Below are 15,488 nucleotides of genomic sequence, written 5' to 3'. Positions count from 1 at the left end.
GCGTCAGTGCAGCAGGCTCGCCACCGGCCCGCCGTCGAGGTCCGACAGGATCGCGGCGGCGTCGTCGTACACCGCGACAGCGCCCGCGTCGCGCAGCTCGTGCTCGCCGGTGCCGCCCGAGAGGACGGCGACCGTCGCGAGTCCGGCCTTCTCGGCCGCGAGCACGTCCCACGAGGCGTCGCCGATCATGATCGCGTCATCGGGCCCGACCTCCGCGCGCTCGAGCGCGATCGCGATGATCCCGGGGTCGGGCTTCGCCGTGTCCACGTCCTCCCCGCTGGTGACCGCGTGCACCGCGTCGCCCAGATCGAGCACGCGCAGGAGGAGGTCCAGCTCCTCCTGCGGTGCCGACGTCGCGAGGACCACGCGCGCGCCCCGCTCGGCGATCGCCCGCACCAGCTCGCGCGCCCCGGGGAGCAGCACCAGTCGGGGTCCGAGCTCGGCGTAGTTCTTCGCGTGCAGCGTCTTCAGCTGCGTCCGGGTCTGCTCGTCGACGTCGTCGTCGGTCAGCATGCCGATCAGCTCGGACGAGTCGGCGCCGATCGCGCGCTGGATGCGCCAGGCCGGCACCTCGAGGTCGCACTGCCAGAACGCGCGGGCCCACGCCTCGATGTGCAGGAAGTTCGAGTCGACGAGCGTGCCGTCGATGTCGAAGAGCACCGCGGTGGTGCGGGTGCGGTGCGTCGTGGTGATGGTGTCGCTCGTGCTGTCGGCCGTCATGCTCGTGTCGTCCTCCGCTGTCGGGTCGTTCGCGCTGTCGTCGTGCTCGCGCTGTCGTCGTCGGCCCGGCGCCGTCACCAGGGGGAGGACGGCACGTTACTCCGGGCGAGGGGCGGGGTGAGACCCCCTTGCGCGACGTCGCCCCGCACGATCGCGTCGAGGATCCGGTCCACCTCGGCGACCCCGTCGGCGTCGGCCGGCAGCAGGAAGCGCCGGTCGCCGAGGTTCACGGACACCGACGTCGGACCGACACTCCAGTGCACCGGGCGGGCGCCCTCCGCCTCGGGCAGCAGGCTCGCCTTCCGTCCCCCGTGCAGAGAGCGGATGCGCAGTCGCGCCCCGTGGCCGTGGTGCAGCCGCACCAGCCGCTCGTGGAGCGCAGCGATCACCTCGGCCGGCGGCGGAGGAGGCGATTCGCGCACGGCCTCCCGCGGCGCCTCGTACTCGGGGAGGTCCGTGCGGTCGTCGATCTCGAGGACCGCCGTCAGGTCGATCCCGCCGCGAGTGCCGTCCCAGCCGTCGAGCCGCTGCACGCGCCGCCGACTCCGGTCCGGAACGAGGACTCCCTCGCCGATCGCGAGCCGTGCGCCGAGGACCGTGCGTCCGACCAGCCCTCGGACCACGCCCGCCGCCGGTCGAGCGGGCCTCGTCGGCTCGTGGTGCTCCTCCAGGAACCTCGGGCGGACCCCCGGGCTCCGAGGCGCGAGTGCGATCAGCGTCCAGGTCACCCTGTCGCCGACCGCGAACGGCTCCCCGCAGCAGGTCATCGCCCACCCCTCCAGCTCGACGTCGACGAGGTCGTCGTTCGCGGCTTCGTCCGCCGCCGCTCCGCCCGTCGCGGCCTCGTCCGTCGCCGCTCCGTTCCTCGCTGCCTCGTTCGTCGCCGTTCCGTTCCTCGCTGCCTCGTTCGTCGGCGCTCCGTTCCTCGCTGCCTCGTCGGTCGCCGTTCCGTTCCTCGCCGGTTCGGCGTCGGCCCCGTCGCGCTCGTGGATGGTGTGCTCGCTGATCATCGTTCCCCCGTCGTCATCCAGCTGTCGTCCCACCGGCGTCCCCGCGCCGTCCCCTCAGACCATCGTCACCGATGCGCCTCCTCCGTCGGCGACATCCCGCCGTGCATCCCCTGCAACTCAGAACGGAGGGGGATCGCTGTCGCGCCGCCACTCCGACGCACCTCCGAAGAGCCGTTCCGGCGGCTCCGGTGGTTCGGGTGCGGTCGTGTGGTGTCGTCCGGTGGGGCTGGTCCACTCGAGGACGCCGCCTGGTCTGTGTCGGACCTGCCAGGCGGTGGTGTGGCGGAGTCGGTGGTGGTGACGGCAGAGGTGGGCGAGGTTGTCGGCGTCGGTGGGTCCGTCGTGCTGCCATTCGACCGTGTGGTCGACGTCGCTGTCGCGGGCGGACCGGGTGCAGCCGGGGAACCGGCATGTGACGTCGCGGTGTGCGAGGGCCCGGCGCAGGTCGGCGGGGACGCGGTAGGTGGTGCGCCCGACGGAGAGGACCGCCCCGGTCTCGGGATGGGTGAGGATGCGGGTGAAGGACGGCGCGTCGGCGGCCAGGCGCCGGGCGGTGGCGGGGTCGATGGGGCCGTAGCCGTCGAGGATGCCGGGTTCGTCGGAGTGTCCGAGGAGGGTCAGGACGGGAACGGTGACGGAGACCTGCGGGCGGATTCCCCGCAGGATCGCCGTCATCGGCTGCGAAGCGTCGGAGCTCGGCACGGTCTCGCCGTCGAGCAGGAGCGCGGCGGCGACGTCGGCGCGCAACTGCCCGAGGGTCCGTTCCTCGTCGGGGTTCTCGTGCAGGCTTCGGGCGGTTCGGTCGATGCGGTCGAACGCTCCGTACGCATCGGGGGCGGGGAGGTGCAGGTGCAGAGTGGCCATGCCGTCGAGGTCGCCGTCGAGCCAGACCCCGCGGCGGGCGGCGCACCGCGTGTGGCGGTCGGTGAGCGACTCCGGGTGCAGGCGTTCGCGCAGGGAGCGCAGGCGGCGGCGGAGTTGGGGAGGCGTGCACTCGCGAGCGAGAGGCGTTGCGGCTTCGTCGAACCGGCCGCGCAGCTCCGCGGGGAGATCCAGTGCGGTCCGGATGATGACGCGGGCGTGCTCGGGTGCGATCGAGGCTTCTCGCAGAGCCGTCAGAGTCTGCGGCAGCTCGTTGACGAGCATCCGGCTCTCCTCGACGAGAACGCCGGCCAGGGATTCCGAGACCCGCATCCCGGTCGCGAGCTCCGCGACCAGGGCGCGCATCGCGGCCTCTTCGCGTTCGACGTGGGCTTGCACGCTCGGATCGACGAGCGCGTTCGGGAGTGTCATCGCGGTGCGGCGGGCGAGTTCGATCAGCTCGGCGCGCTGCGCTTCGGCTCGGGCGCGGAACGCGTCGACCGCGCACGCGGCTCCGACGGCGGCGACGAGGGCATCGTCGAAGCACTCGCGCACGCTCGGACCGCCGCCCGCGGGCCGTGCTTCGACATCCAGAAGAACCATACGAGGATGACACCAGCGACCACCGACACCACAGCCACACTCGCGCCAAGAGGCTTCGGATCGCGCCGCACGAGAAAGTGGCGGGTGCCGCGTCTCACGCGTACGCGCGCACCGTCTCCCGGATGGTCTGCGCGTATTCGTAGATCTCGTCGAGAGAGGAGATCGGGTGCCGCGTCTCGATCTTCTCGGCATCGAACGTCCCGAGGTACTTCTGCTTCCGATTGAAGTGGAGGCGCGCGACCGGCTTGCGGTTGTTGTCGTCGAGGATCACGGCGAAGTAGGTCTTCGCATCCCGCTGAGCGATTCTGCTCACCTTCACCTCGCTGCAGGCGATGGCGCGGATGATCTGGTACCCCTCGAGCTCCTCGAGAGTCGTCTCGATGTCGCTCTGCTCCTCCAGCTCCTCTTCGACGACGGCTTGACTCGTGACGGCCTGTTCCGCGGCGATGGTCTCGGTGCGAGGGAAGTTCGGGGCGCCGAGTGCTGTCTTCAGGCGTTCATTGACCTGCTCGTTGAGGAACTGCTTGGACGCCTTGGTGACCAGCGCGGTGAACTGCTCTCTGACCTTCTGCGTGAAGGCACCCTCGTACACGCGGGAGGTGAAGAATTTGACCCACTCGTCCGTCGGCGCTGAGAACTGGGCCGCCAGCTCCCGCTTGATCTCCCCGATGTACTTCAGCTCGCCGGCGGCGTTGATGATCGAGTCGAGATCGAACACCTCCTTCGTGAGCTTCTTCAACTCGGGGATCAGCGTCTCGTCGATGTCGGTGAGGTCGAGCACGAGGAACGGCTTCGAATCCATGCGGTTCGGGGCGTCGAGGTCCGTGTAGAAGTGGTACTTCTCACCGTTGGTGAGGATGGCGATCCGGGCATTGGTGACGGCGAAGTACCGGAAGAGCTGGGAGGCGTGCTCGATCTTGAGCGGCTCGCTCGACTTCTTGCACTCGATGAGCATCTGCACGTCGCCGTTGTGGACGATCGCGTAATCGATCTTCTCGCCCTTCTTCACGCCGACGTCCGCGATGAACTCCGGGACGACCTCGAGCGGGTTGAAGACGTCGTAGCCGAGGATCGTCGAGATGAACGGCATGATGAACGCGTTCTTCGTCGCCTCCTCGGTCTGGATGATCTCCCGTTGCTGAGTGACCTTGGTGGCCAATGCGATCAGTCGTTCGGTGAATTCCACGGGGCTCCTCGTCGAGGCATCTGCTGGGCAAGTGTCGTTTAGCAGATACTGTCCGATGAGTGACGCCGCGCGCCAGTCGGCCCGACTCTCTACCGCACCCGCCGCGGCACCGTGAACACCGTCTCGACGCCCGGCGAGTACAGCACCGAGTCCGGAGCCCGCCCCGCGAGCCCCGGGAATCCCGCCTGCTCGAGCAGCCCGTCGTCCAGCGCCAGCAGCTCGGCCCGCTGCAGCGGCCACGGCCGGTGCAGGTTCCGTCCGTACCAGGTCGAGCCCAGGTGCGTCTCGTGGTACGCCCAGCGCGAGGTCAGGAACGATGCGAGCGGATCCTCCGCCGCCGACGACCCCGGCGTGGGCCGCACGACGATCCGCGACCGCGCCTCCGGCCGCCCGATCCGCGACGTCTCGTAGACCACCGCGCCATGGCGGTGCTCGATGCTCATCCGCGCCCACCGGTAGGGCAGCCCGAACACGGCCTGCGCGGTGAGCACCGGGAGCAGGTGGGAGGCGTCGAGCGAGACGAAGACGACTCCGCGGCGGCCCTGGTCGTCGACGGAGTAGAGGCGCACGTTCACCTCGGGGAACGTGCCGAGCCAGGGCACCCTCGGCCCGCCGAGGAACGCCGTGCGCGAGAGGCGGAAGGGGATGAGGCCGACCCAGGAGGAGCCGTCGTGCTCGTCCGGTCGGGTGCCGCGGGGCAGGTGCGGCGCCACGAGCGACGCATCGACCCGCCAGTGCAGGAAGGCGGCCTCGGTCCAGCGCTGGCGGAGGATCCGCGGCCCGCCGAGCGGGGGAGCGGAGCGGGTCAGGAGTTCGAGGGCAGGCACCCGCCCATGGTGGACCTCCGTGCTGCGAACCACCCGCACCGCGACAGCCGGCGCACAGGCTCCCGCCCGGTGCCCTCGGATATGCTGACCGGACGTTCAACCAGAGTCGGCGCCGCGCGCCAGGAACGGTGAGGATCCCCCGATGACCGAGGCCCTGCAGCCGCCCGTCCAGAACGCTCTGTCGCTCACTCCGCCGGAGCCCGTCGCAGCGGTGCCCACGACCTCGGCGCCCTCCATCGCGCCGAAGGTGCCGGAGCAGGCGCTGCCCGGCCTCGAGGCGAAGGTCGACGGCTACCTCGCGTCGCTCCTGCAGTCGGAGGCGCGCAGCCCCGAGTTCGCGGCGAAGGCGAACGACATCCGCACGATGGGCGACGCCGACATCCGCTCGGCCGCCGACTCGTCGAACCGCCTGCTCAAGGCGCCGGTGCGCGCCCTGCAGGAGGGCGGCCTCAGCGAGGGCTCCACCATCGGCAAGACGCTGCTGGAGCTGCGCCGCACGGTCGAGGACCTCGATCCGTCCGAGGACAACGTGCAGAAGAAGATCCTCGGCTTCATCCCGTTCGGCAACAAGATCACCGACTACTTCCGCCGCTACGAGAGCGCGCAGACGCACCTGAACGCCATCATCCAGGCGCTCTACGACGGGCAGGACGAGCTCCGCAAGGACAACGCCGCGCTCAACCTCGAGAAGCAGCACCTCTGGGAGACGATGACGCGTCTCAACGAGTACATCTACGTCGCCGAGCGCCTCGACGTGAAGCTGTCGGCGAAGATCGCCGAGCTCGACGCGACCGACCCGGACCGCGCCCGTGCGCTGCGCGAGGACGTCCTCTTCTACGCGCGCCAGAAGCACCAGGACCTGCTGACCCAGTTGGCCGTGTCGATCCAGGGCTATCTCGCGATCGACGTCGTCATCAAGAACAACGTCGAGCTGATCAAGGGCGTCGACCGCGCGACCACGACCACCGTGTCGGCGCTGCGCACCGCGGTCATCGTGGCGCAGGCCCTCGCCAACCAGCGCCTCGTACTCGACCAGATCACGGCGCTGAACACGACCACCTCGAACATGATCGAGGCGACGTCGCGGATGCTCGCCGAGCAGTCCGCGAACATCCAGTCGCAGGCGGCGTCGGCGACCGTCGGCCTGCCGCAGCTGCAGGCCGCGTTCGCGAACATCTACCAGACCATGGACTCGATCTCGGACTTCAAGATCAAGGCGCTGGACAGCATGGCCCAGACGGTGGGCGTGCTGCAGACCGAGACCGCGAAGGCCGGCGAGTACGTGGAGCGGGCCCGCCGCAGCAACGCCGACATCGACGCGACGTCCTCGCTCGATCTCGGCCGCTAGGGGACGGGATGGGCTGGCTGTCGCGCCTGTTCGGCGGCTCCGATCCGGCGCCCGCGGAGACGGCCCCGGCGCTCCCGGCCGCGCCGACGAGCGACGACATCCTCGCCGCGCTCGACCGGGTGAAGGCCGAGACGGAGGGGCGGGTCGCCCCGTTCGTCGCGGCGCGCATCCGCCGGATCGACGAGACCGTGCGCGAGATGGTGCCCCGGCTCGACCGCCTCGGCGGCATGAGCCAGCAGGGCCACACCGTCGTCGCGACCGCTACCAGCTACCTGCCGGAGGCGGTGGAGGGTTACCTCCGCCTGCCCCGCGACTTCGCCGACCGTCGCGCCGTCCACAAGGGGAAGACCTCGCTGATGATCCTGACCGACCAGCTCGACATCCTCGGAGGGACGCTCGATCGCATCTCGGACGCCGTCTCGCGGCAGGACGCCTCCGCGCTCATCGCGCACGGGCAGTTCCTGGCCGACAAGTTCGCGGAGTCGTCGCTCGGCGGCAACTCGCTCGAGGGCGGTCCGGTGGGCGGCGGCTCCACCGCGCCGGCCGGTCCGCAGCAGAGCGGCCCGCTGACCCCGCCGAGCGCCTCGTGACCGCGCTCGCCCCGGCGCTCGACGCCCTCGTGCTCGCCGGCTCCGCGGCCGGACTCGACGCCGCCGCCGTGCGCGACGAGGGCGCCCGCCTCGCGGCCGCCGTCGCCGAGTCGATCACCGGAGCCGGCCCCGACTGGCTCGAGGCGACCGGCACGTCCGGCGGTCTCGAGTCCTTCTTCACCGCCGCCTCGAGCGCCCGCCGCTGGCGCAGCGGCCCGACCGACCACCTCGCTGCCCTCGTGCGCGTCGGATCCGACCACGCACCCGCCTATGCGCGGGCGCTCACCGAGGTCGTCTCGGCCGCCAGCGCGCTCGGCGACCCCGGCATCGGAGGCATCGCCTCGGCGTCCGCGACCGCCGCGGCCCAGCTCGCGGCGATCCCGCAGCGGGAGGCGCCCCGCGCGCCCCGCGCACCGGCCACTCCCGCCGCACCGAGCGACTCCCTCTTCCCCGCCCCCGACCTGCTCCCGCACGGCGTCCCCGGAGTCGACGAGATCCTCGCGCGCCTGCGCCGCACCGAGCACGACGGGCCGCAGGACGAGCCGGGCGGACCGACCGCGGCCGCCCCCACCACGTCCCCCGCAGCGGAGGAGGAACCCGAGGAGCTCCCTCCGCCCGAGTCGATCGACGACCTGATGGCCGAGCTCGACGCCCTGATCGGCCTCGACCGGGTGAAGAGCGAGATCAAGCGGCAGACGCAGCTGCTCCGGATCGACACGCTGCGGCAGGCGGCCGGGCTGTCCACTCCGACCCTCACGCGCCACCTCGTCTTCACCGGCAACCCCGGTACCGGCAAGACCACCGTCGCCCGCCTCGTCTCGCGCATCTACCGCTCGCTCGGGATCCTCTCGAAGGGCGTGCTCGTCGAGGTCGACCGCTCGGAGCTGGTCGCCGGCTACCTGGGGCAGACGGCGACGAAGACCGCCGAGGTGATCGCGTCGGCCCGCGGCGGGGTGCTCTTCATCGACGAGGCCTACGCGCTCGCGCTCGACCAGTACGGCGCCGAGGCGGTCACGACCCTGGTGAAGGACATGGAGGACCACCGCGGCGATCTGGTCGTCATCGTGGCGGGCTACTCCGGGCCCATGCAGGGCTTCCTCGACACCAACCCCGGCCTCGCCAGCCGCTTCTCGACCACGATCGACTTCGCCGACTACACCGACGACGAGCTGTCGGCGATCTTCGCGCGCCTGGCCTCGTCGGCCGATTTCGAGCCGACGGAGGAGGCGGTCGCCGCGTTCGCCGAGCTCGCCTCCGCGCAGCAGCGCACCGAGGCGTTCGGCAACGGCCGCTGGGTGCGCAACGTGCTCGACGCCGCCATCGCGCGCCACGCCTGGCGGCTGCGCGACGTGGAGGAGCCGACGCTCGACGACCTGCGGATCCTGCAGCCCGAGGACATCACCGAGAGCGCGGAGGCCGCGGAGGAGACTCCCGCACTCGACGCCCCGCCGACGGAGGAGACCGCATGAGCACCGCGCCCGCCGCCCGCCCCGCCGCCGCGCCCCCGGAGCAGGCTCCGGCGCTGCCGCTCGTGCAGATCGCGAACCACCCCGCCGCGAAGAAGCCGTCGCTCCTCGTCCGCGCCACCTCCACCACTCCGCGCCTGTTCCGCACGCTCCTGGTCCTCACCGCGCTCGCCGCCGTGCTGTTCGGGCTCTTCGCCCAGCAGACCGGGGCGCTGCAGGCCCGCGCGGCCGCCGAGGCCCGGGCGCAGTCGGCGCAGCTCGTCGGCGTGCAGGAGGTCCGGAACCTCCTGGTCGATGCCAACGCCGTCGCGGCCAACACGTTCCTGGTGGGCGGTCTCGAACCGGCGGAGCAGCGGCAGCGCTACTCTACGAGCCTCGCCGAGGCGACGTCGCAGCTGACCGACCTCGCCGCGGCCGAGCCTGCCGACGCGCCGCTGCTCGCGACCGTCGCCACGAAGGTCGCCGTCTACAGCGGCCTCGTCGAGCAGGCCCGGGCCAACAACCGCCAGGGCTTCCCGGTGGGCTCGGCCTACCTCGACCAGGCGTCGGCGCAGCTGACCGACGCCGACGACGGGATCCTGGAGGATCTCGAGTCGCTCGTCGCGCAGGGCGCCGACCGGGTCGCGAGCGCGTACGACACGGTCCGCTTCAGCGTCCTGCTGATGATCGGCTCCCTCGTGATGCTGCTGGTGCTGATCGCCGCGCAGATCGCGCTCGCGCGGCGCACGCACCGCTACCTCAACCGGCCGCTCGCGACCGCGACCGGGCTGCTCCTGCTGCTCGGCATCGCCGGCACCGGGGTCTACGGAGTCGCGGCGTCGAACGCCGCGACGGTGCGCTCCGAGAGCTACCGCGCGACCCTCGCCGTCTCGCAGGCGCTCACCGCCGCGACCGACGCGAAGTCGCTCGAGAGCTTCACGCTGATCAAGCGCGGCTCCGGAGCGGCTCTCGAGGCCGACTTCCAGGAGGCGGCGACCGAGGCCGAGCGCCAGCTCCAGCGGGGCATCGAGCGAGGGATCGTCGACGCGTCGCTGCTCGGCGAGCTGCGGTCCTGGCTGACCCTGCACGAGGGCATCCGCCAGGCCGACGACGACGGGCGCTGGGACGACGCCGTCGCCCTCGCCGTCGCCACCGGGGACGGCTCGGCCAACGCCGCGTTCACCGCGTTCCAGGTCGACGCCCGCGACGCCGTCCGCACCGACGCCGCCACCGCGTCCTCGACGCTGGGGGAGTGGAGCTCGATCTCCTCGCTCACCTCGTGGGTCCTGCTGGCCGCGGGGCTCGTGGGCGCCGTCCTCGCCTGGCGGGGCGTCTCGCAGCGACTGGAGGAGTACCGATGAACCGGATCCGCACCGCGGCCCTCGCGCTCGTCACGGCGGCGGTCCTCGCCGTCTCGGGCTGCACCACGGGAGCCGACGACCTCGGCACGCTCGTGTCGGCGCCGGCCGAGACCGCCACTCCCGCGCCGACCACGACCGCCGCGCCGCCGACCGCGGACTGCACGCCGTCGGCCACCACCTCCTACGCCCCCACGGGCGTCACCGACAGCGCGACGCTCACCGAGATCCGCGACCGCGGATCGCTCCGGGTCGGCGTCTCGGCCGACACCCTCCTGATGAGCGCGCGCAACCCGCTCACCGGCACGATCGAGGGCTTCGACATCGACATCGCCCGTGAGATCGCCCGCGCGATCCTCGGCAGCCCCGACGCGATCACCTACGTCGTCATCACCTCGGCGCAGCGCCTCCCCGCGCTCACCGGCGGCGAGGGTGCGCCCCAGGTCGACCTGGTGGCCCGCACGCTGACCATGACCTGCGATCGCTGGAGCACGATCGCGTTCTCCTCCGAGTACTACGGCGCGGGTCTGAAGCTGCTCGTCTCGGCGAGCAGCGACGCGACCAGCATCCAGGAGCTCGAGGCGGCCGACGAGACGCAGCAGGTCTGCGCCCCGCGCGCGACCACGACGCTCAGCCGGCTCGAGAACGAGTACCCGGGAGTGAAGGCGGTGGCCGCCGACACGCACACGCAGTGCCTCGCGCTGTTCCAGGAGGGATCCGTCGACGCGATCGCGGGCGACGACACGATCCTCGCGGGCTTCGTCGCGCAGGACCCCTACGCGAAGGTCATCGGCGAGCCGCTGAGCTCCGAGCCGTACGGCTTGGGCATGGCGGCCGACGACGTCGACTTCGTGCGCTTCGTGAACGGCGCGCTCGACTCCCTCCGCTCGGACGGCCGCTGGCAGAGCATCTACGACCGCTGGCTGGGCGAGCTCGGCGAGGCCGCGCCGCCCGAGCCGGTCTACGGGCGATGACGACGGGCGCCGGAGTCGCGGAGGGCACGCCGGTCGCGCCGGGCCGCCTGGGCGAGGCGATCCCGCAGCGCGAGCTGTTCGAGTACCTGGCGCAGCTGACCCGCTGGCTCGACCGCACGGGCCGTGAGCTGACCCGGTTGGATGCGGCGGCGCTCGCGTCCCCGCAGGCCGACAGCTACACCTCCGACATCGTGCTCGCCCAGTCGCTGCGCGAATCGGTCACCCGGCGGCTCGCCGAACTCGAGACCGTCTGGGACTCGGGACGGGTCGACTCCGTCGCCCGGGAGCGGATGTCGCAGCTCATCTGGGGACGCCTCGACGCGGCGAGCGGGCGCGGCGGGAGTGCGGCGGTCTCCCTCGTCGAGGCCGTGCGCCTCTGCGACGCGGTTGTGGGGCAGCTGAAGTCGCGACTCGAGCTCGACCCGAGCGGCACCGACACCGCGGGACGCATCGTGGGCGTCCGCGCCGAGATCGAGCGCTGCCGCGACCTCACGCAGGACGCGCGCGGAGTGGTCGACCGTCCCGCCGCGCAGCGCGTCGCCGTGCTGCGCTCGCGGCTGGACGCGCTGGCCGAGAAGGCGGGCAGGGGAGCCGACGTGTCGGGCCCGCTCGGACAGCTCGAGAGCGACTCCGCCCGCCTCGAGCGCGACCTGATCATCGCCGCGTCGCAGCGCCGCGGGCTCGAGCGCGACCGGCAGCGCGCCCGCGAGCTGGCCGAGGCCGCCGAGCGCCGCGAGACGCCGCTCCGCGAACTGGTCGCGCGCTGCCGGCGCGAGATCGCGGATCCGCCCCGGCTCGCCGTGCCCGACGTCTCGCGCCTCGGCGAAGCGCCCGCGGACCGCGATGGGCTGGACGAGTACCTCGGCCGCCTCACCGCGGTCGGGCGGGCGTTCGACGCCGTCGAGGCGGCCTACACCTCTCCGCTGCGCGAGCGGGCCGCGCTCGGCTTCCGGCTGCGGGCGCTCCGCGAGCGCGCCGCCGCGAACGGCCGCGCCGCCACCGCCGTCGGACGCGCCGCCGAGGAGGAGGTGCGCGCCGCGCTGGAGGCGGTGCCCTGCTCCGTCCCGCTCGCCCGGCACTTCGTCGAGCAGTACGACGTCGTCACCCGAGATCTGCCGCACCACCGGAAGGCCACCCCATGAACGGCGAACCCTGCACCGCGACTCCGGGCTGCACCGGGACGATCGAGGACGGCTACTGCAACGTCTGCGGATCCCCGCCCGCGGAAGGCGGCGCGGGTCCGGCCGCATCGGCGCCGACCGCACGACGCGCGGCGCCGACTGCGGCTCCCGCCACCGCGTCCGCCGCCTTCGGCACCGGGTTCGTCGAGGGCTCCCCGAACGCCTCCGCCCCCGTCGGATCGAGCATCGAGGAGGCGGCGACCGCGCGCAGCGGACGCACCTCCTCCGCCCGCCTCGCGACCGCCGCGCTCGGCTCCGCCCGCACCGCGCAGACCGGCTCCAAGGTGACCCGCCGTGTCGGCACCACCTCCACCCGCCTGCGCGGACCGCGGCTGGGCGCCGGCCTGACCACCGTGCCCTCGCGTCCCGCAGCCGATCCGATGGCCGCGCTGATGACGGAGGCGGTGCTCCCCGAGCGCAAGCGCTTCTGCTCGAACTGCGGCACAGCCGTGGGCCGCGGCCGCGACGGCAAGCCGGGCCGCACCGAGGGCTTCTGCCCCAACTGCCGCACCCCGTTCTCGTTCACCCCGCAGCTGCAGAAGGGCGACGTGGTCGGCGGGCAGTACGAGGTCGTCGGCTGCCTCGCCTACGGCGGACTCGGCTGGATCTACCTCGCGCGCGACCGCAACGTCTCGGGGCGCTGGGTGGTGCTGAAGGGCCTGCTCAACTCGGGCGACCCGGACGCGTACGCCGCGGCCGTCACGGAGCGGCAGTTCCTCGCCGAGGTCGAGCATCCGCTGATCGTCGAGATCTACAACTTCGTGCTGCACGAGGGCGCCGGCTACATCGTGATGGAGTACGTCGGCGGCCCGAGCCTCAAGCAGATCCTCAAGGAGCGGCTGGAGGCGAACGGCGGCAGCGCCGATCCGCTGCCCGTCGACCAGGCGCTCGCGTTCGTGCTCGAGGTGATGCCCGCCTTCGCGTACCTGCACGACCACGGACTGCTCTACTGCGACTTCAAGCCCGACAACATGATCCAGGTCGGCGACCAGGTGAAGCTGATCGACCTCGGCGGGGTGCGCCGCGCCGACGACGACGCCTCCGCGATCTACGGCACCGTCGGCTACCAGGCGCCGGAGGTGCCCGAGGTCGGCCCGTCGATCGCGTCCGACGTGTACACGATCGGACGCACGCTCGCCTCGCTGGTGCTGGACTTCCGCGGGAACCAGACGACCTACGTCGCGTCCCTCCCGCCGGTGTCCGAGACGCCGCTGTTCCAGCGATACGACTCCTTCTACCGGCTCGTCGCGAAGGCGTGCGCGCCGGATCCGCAGGACCGGTTCGCGACGGTCGACGAGATGCGCGGGCAGCTGCTGGGGGTCCTCCGCGAGGTGGTCGCGACCGACCGCGGACCCGGGCACCCGTCGCTGCACTCGACCGAGTCGGCGCTCTTCGAGGCACCGGTCGCCGACGTGGTCGACCGCCCGCTGCCCTGGGACGCGCTGCCGCTGCTGAAGATCGACGAGTCCGACGCTGCGAAGGCGTGGCTCGCGGGGGTGAACGTCGCCGACCCGATCGTGCGCCTGCGCGCGCTCGCACTCGCTCCGACCGTGACCGTCGAGGTGCGGCTCGCCCGTGCCCGTGCCGCGATCGAGGCCGAGCGGTGGGACGAGGTGTCGCGCGCGACGGGCGAGATCCTGGCGGAGGACCCGTGGGAGTGGCGGGCCGTGTGGATGAGCGGTCTCGCGCAGCTCGCGCACGGCGACCACCTCGGCGCCCGCGCCTCCTTCAACACCGTGTACGGGCAGGTGCCCGGCGAGCTGGCGCCGAAGCTGGCGCTCGCGGCGGCGTGCGAGTCGAGCGGCGAGCCCGAGGTGGCGGAGTCGCTCTACGTGATCTGCGCACGCTCGGACGCGAACTACACGGCCCCCGCCGCCTTCGGGCTCGCCCGGGTGCGGCAGGAGCGCGGCGACCTCGACGGAGCACTCGACGCGCTCGACATCGTCACCCCGACCCGCTCCTCGTTCCTCGACGCCCGCCGGCGCCGGGCCGAGCTGCTCGCCGAGTCGGGCCGCGGACTGCCCTCGCTCTCGGCGGCGCTGTCGAGCGTCGACTCGCTCGCGATCGACCCGCGCACCCGCCTCGAGCTGACCACCGGGGTGCTGGAGTCGGCGCTGGAGCTGGTGCGGCGCGACGGACCCGCCGAGGGGGCGATGCTCGGCACGGTGGAGGCGACCGAGCCGGCGATCCGCGACGGACTCGAGGCGTCCTACCGGGCGCTCGCCGCGTCCACCCGGGAGCGCGAGCAGCGGCTCGAGCTGGTCGACAAGGCGAACGCGGTGCGCCGCTGGACGATGACGTGAGCGCGGGAGAGCTGTCCACTCCGTGCCCCGTCTGCGGCGAGCCGGTCACGGCCGGCGACGCCTTCTGCGAGGCGTGCGGAGCGACGCTGATCGTCGCGGCCGCCGCGCCCGCGCCGCCCGCCGCCGTCGAGGGCACCCGCGCCGCCTGCGTCTTCTGCGGAGGAGCGGTCGCCGACGACGGCTACTGCGAGCAGTGCGGCCAGCGGGCGCCGACCGAGCGCGAGCACTGGGCCGAGGCGCCGCATCCGCTCGTCGGAGGCGTCTGCGACCGCGGGATCCGGCACGCGGCCAACGAGGACGCGATGGCGATCGGCGCGGTGGCGGCCGAGGACGGCGCCCTGCGCACGGCGCTCCTCGTCGTCTGCGACGGCGTCTCGTCGACCCCCGACTCCGACACCGCGTCCCTCGCCGCGGCCCGTGCCGCCCTGAGCGCGCTGCAGGCCGAGGTCGGCGGCGGGGCCCGCGGTGCCGAGCGCTGGGGGGCGCTGCTGCAGATGGCGACGGCGCGCGCCTCCGGAGCGATCGACGCGGCCGTGCCGGAGAAGCGCGACAACCCGCCGTCGTGCACGTTCACGGCTGCGATCCTCGAGGGGTCGCTGCTGGTCACCGGGAACGTCGGCGACAGCCGCTGCTACTGGCTCCCCGACGCGGGAGCCCCGCGGCAGCTCACCGTCGACGACTCGTGGGCCCAGGAGCAGATCGCGTCCGGGATGAGCCGCGCCGAGGCCGAGACCTCGCCGGACGCCCACGCGATCACGCGCTGGCTCGGTGCCGACGCGCACGACGAGGAGCCGCGGCTGTCGACCACGGTGCTCGACGAGCCCGGCTGGGTGCTCGCGTGCTCGGACGGACTGTGGAACTACGCCTCGCCCGCCGAGGACCTCGCCGGGGTGCTGCACGACGCCGAGCAGCGCGTCGGGAGCGATCCGGTGACGCTCGCCGAGGCGCTCGTCGCGTGGGCCAACGCGCAGGGCGGGCACGACAACATCACGGCGGCTCTGGCGCGCTTCGAGGTGACTGCGGAGTAGCGGGTCCGTCCAGTCGGCCGAGGGTCGTCTGGACGAATCCGTCACTCCGTCGCC

At 72.7% G+C, this 15,488-nt stretch carries 13 protein-coding genes; 8 read left to right on the top strand and 5 right to left on the bottom strand.

Annotation, left to right across the window (positions count from 1 at the left end; all coding sequences use genetic code 11):
• Window positions 1-3: 3 nt before the first annotated feature.
• The 5 genes from LRG51_RS07855 to LRG51_RS07835 all read right to left on the bottom strand — a co-directional run bounded on the left by LRG51_RS07855 (window position 4) and on the right by LRG51_RS07835 (window position 5,207).
• Window positions 4-720 (bottom strand): HAD family hydrolase, encoded by a 717-nt coding sequence (locus LRG51_RS07855; RefSeq protein WP_230672019.1) that lies wholly within the window; start codon window positions 718-720, stop codon window positions 4-6.
• A 74-nt stretch (window positions 721-794) separates the two neighbouring features.
• A complete protein-coding gene (locus tag LRG51_RS07850; RefSeq protein WP_230672017.1) occupies window positions 795-1,730 on the bottom strand; it encodes a DUF6578 domain-containing protein in 936 nt (311 codons plus the stop codon).
• 117 nt (window positions 1,731-1,847) lie between these two features.
• Window positions 1,848-3,194: an HNH endonuclease signature motif containing protein gene (locus LRG51_RS07845; RefSeq protein ID WP_230672015.1), complete on the bottom strand. Its 1,347-nt coding sequence runs from the start codon at window positions 3,192-3,194 to the stop codon at window positions 1,848-1,850.
• Between the two features lie 94 nt (window positions 3,195-3,288).
• Window positions 3,289-4,380 (bottom strand): type I restriction endonuclease, encoded by a 1,092-nt coding sequence (locus tag LRG51_RS07840; protein ID WP_230672013.1) that lies wholly within the window; start codon window positions 4,378-4,380, stop codon window positions 3,289-3,291.
• Window positions 4,381-4,469: 89 nt separating this feature from the next.
• Complete coding sequence (locus LRG51_RS07835) at window positions 4,470-5,207, bottom strand: YqjF family protein (protein ID WP_230672011.1); 738 nt, start codon at window positions 5,205-5,207, stop codon at window positions 4,470-4,472.
• Window positions 5,208-5,349: 142 nt separating this feature from the next.
• Between LRG51_RS07835 and LRG51_RS07830 the strand changes: the two genes are divergently transcribed.
• The 8 genes from LRG51_RS07830 to LRG51_RS07795 are packed head-to-tail and all read left to right on the top strand — an operon-like array spanning window position 5,350 to window position 15,434.
• Window positions 5,350-6,555: a toxic anion resistance protein gene (locus tag LRG51_RS07830; RefSeq protein ID WP_055786676.1), complete on the top strand. Its 1,206-nt coding sequence runs from the start codon at window positions 5,350-5,352 to the stop codon at window positions 6,553-6,555.
• An 8-nt stretch (window positions 6,556-6,563) separates the two neighbouring features.
• On the top strand, window positions 6,564-7,145 hold the full coding sequence (locus LRG51_RS07825; protein ID WP_056866405.1) for a hypothetical protein: 582 nt from the start codon (window positions 6,564-6,566) through the stop codon (window positions 7,143-7,145).
• Complete coding sequence (locus LRG51_RS07820; protein WP_230672009.1) at window positions 7,142-8,614, top strand: AAA family ATPase; 1,473 nt, start codon at window positions 7,142-7,144, stop codon at window positions 8,612-8,614. The genes LRG51_RS07825 and LRG51_RS07820 overlap by 4 nt, the downstream gene beginning before the upstream one ends.
• The gene (locus LRG51_RS07815) at window positions 8,611-9,951 is read left to right on the top strand and encodes a hypothetical protein (protein WP_230672008.1); all 1,341 of its coding nucleotides are present in this window, start codon (window positions 8,611-8,613) and stop codon (window positions 9,949-9,951) included. The genes LRG51_RS07820 and LRG51_RS07815 overlap by 4 nt, the downstream gene beginning before the upstream one ends.
• The gene (locus tag LRG51_RS07810; protein ID WP_230672006.1) at window positions 9,948-10,922 is read left to right on the top strand and encodes a glutamate ABC transporter substrate-binding protein; all 975 of its coding nucleotides are present in this window, start codon (window positions 9,948-9,950) and stop codon (window positions 10,920-10,922) included. The genes LRG51_RS07815 and LRG51_RS07810 overlap by 4 nt, the downstream gene beginning before the upstream one ends.
• Window positions 10,919-12,064 (top strand): hypothetical protein, encoded by a 1,146-nt coding sequence (locus LRG51_RS07805; RefSeq protein ID WP_107574524.1) that lies wholly within the window; start codon window positions 10,919-10,921, stop codon window positions 12,062-12,064. The genes LRG51_RS07810 and LRG51_RS07805 overlap by 4 nt, the downstream gene beginning before the upstream one ends.
• On the top strand, window positions 12,061-14,406 hold the full coding sequence (locus LRG51_RS07800; RefSeq protein ID WP_055786695.1) for a serine/threonine-protein kinase: 2,346 nt from the start codon (window positions 12,061-12,063) through the stop codon (window positions 14,404-14,406). The genes LRG51_RS07805 and LRG51_RS07800 overlap by 4 nt, the downstream gene beginning before the upstream one ends.
• Complete coding sequence (locus tag LRG51_RS07795; protein WP_230672004.1) at window positions 14,403-15,434, top strand: protein phosphatase 2C domain-containing protein; 1,032 nt, start codon at window positions 14,403-14,405, stop codon at window positions 15,432-15,434. Before LRG51_RS07800 ends, LRG51_RS07795 begins: the two co-directional genes overlap by 4 nt.
• The last annotated feature ends 54 nt before the right edge of the window (window positions 15,435-15,488 follow it).

The organism is Rathayibacter sp. Leaf248, assembly GCF_920939495.1.
Taxonomy (GTDB): Bacteria; Actinomycetota; Actinomycetes; order Actinomycetales; family Microbacteriaceae; genus Rathayibacter; species Rathayibacter caricis.
This window is presented reverse-complemented; position numbering and strand designations above follow the sequence as displayed.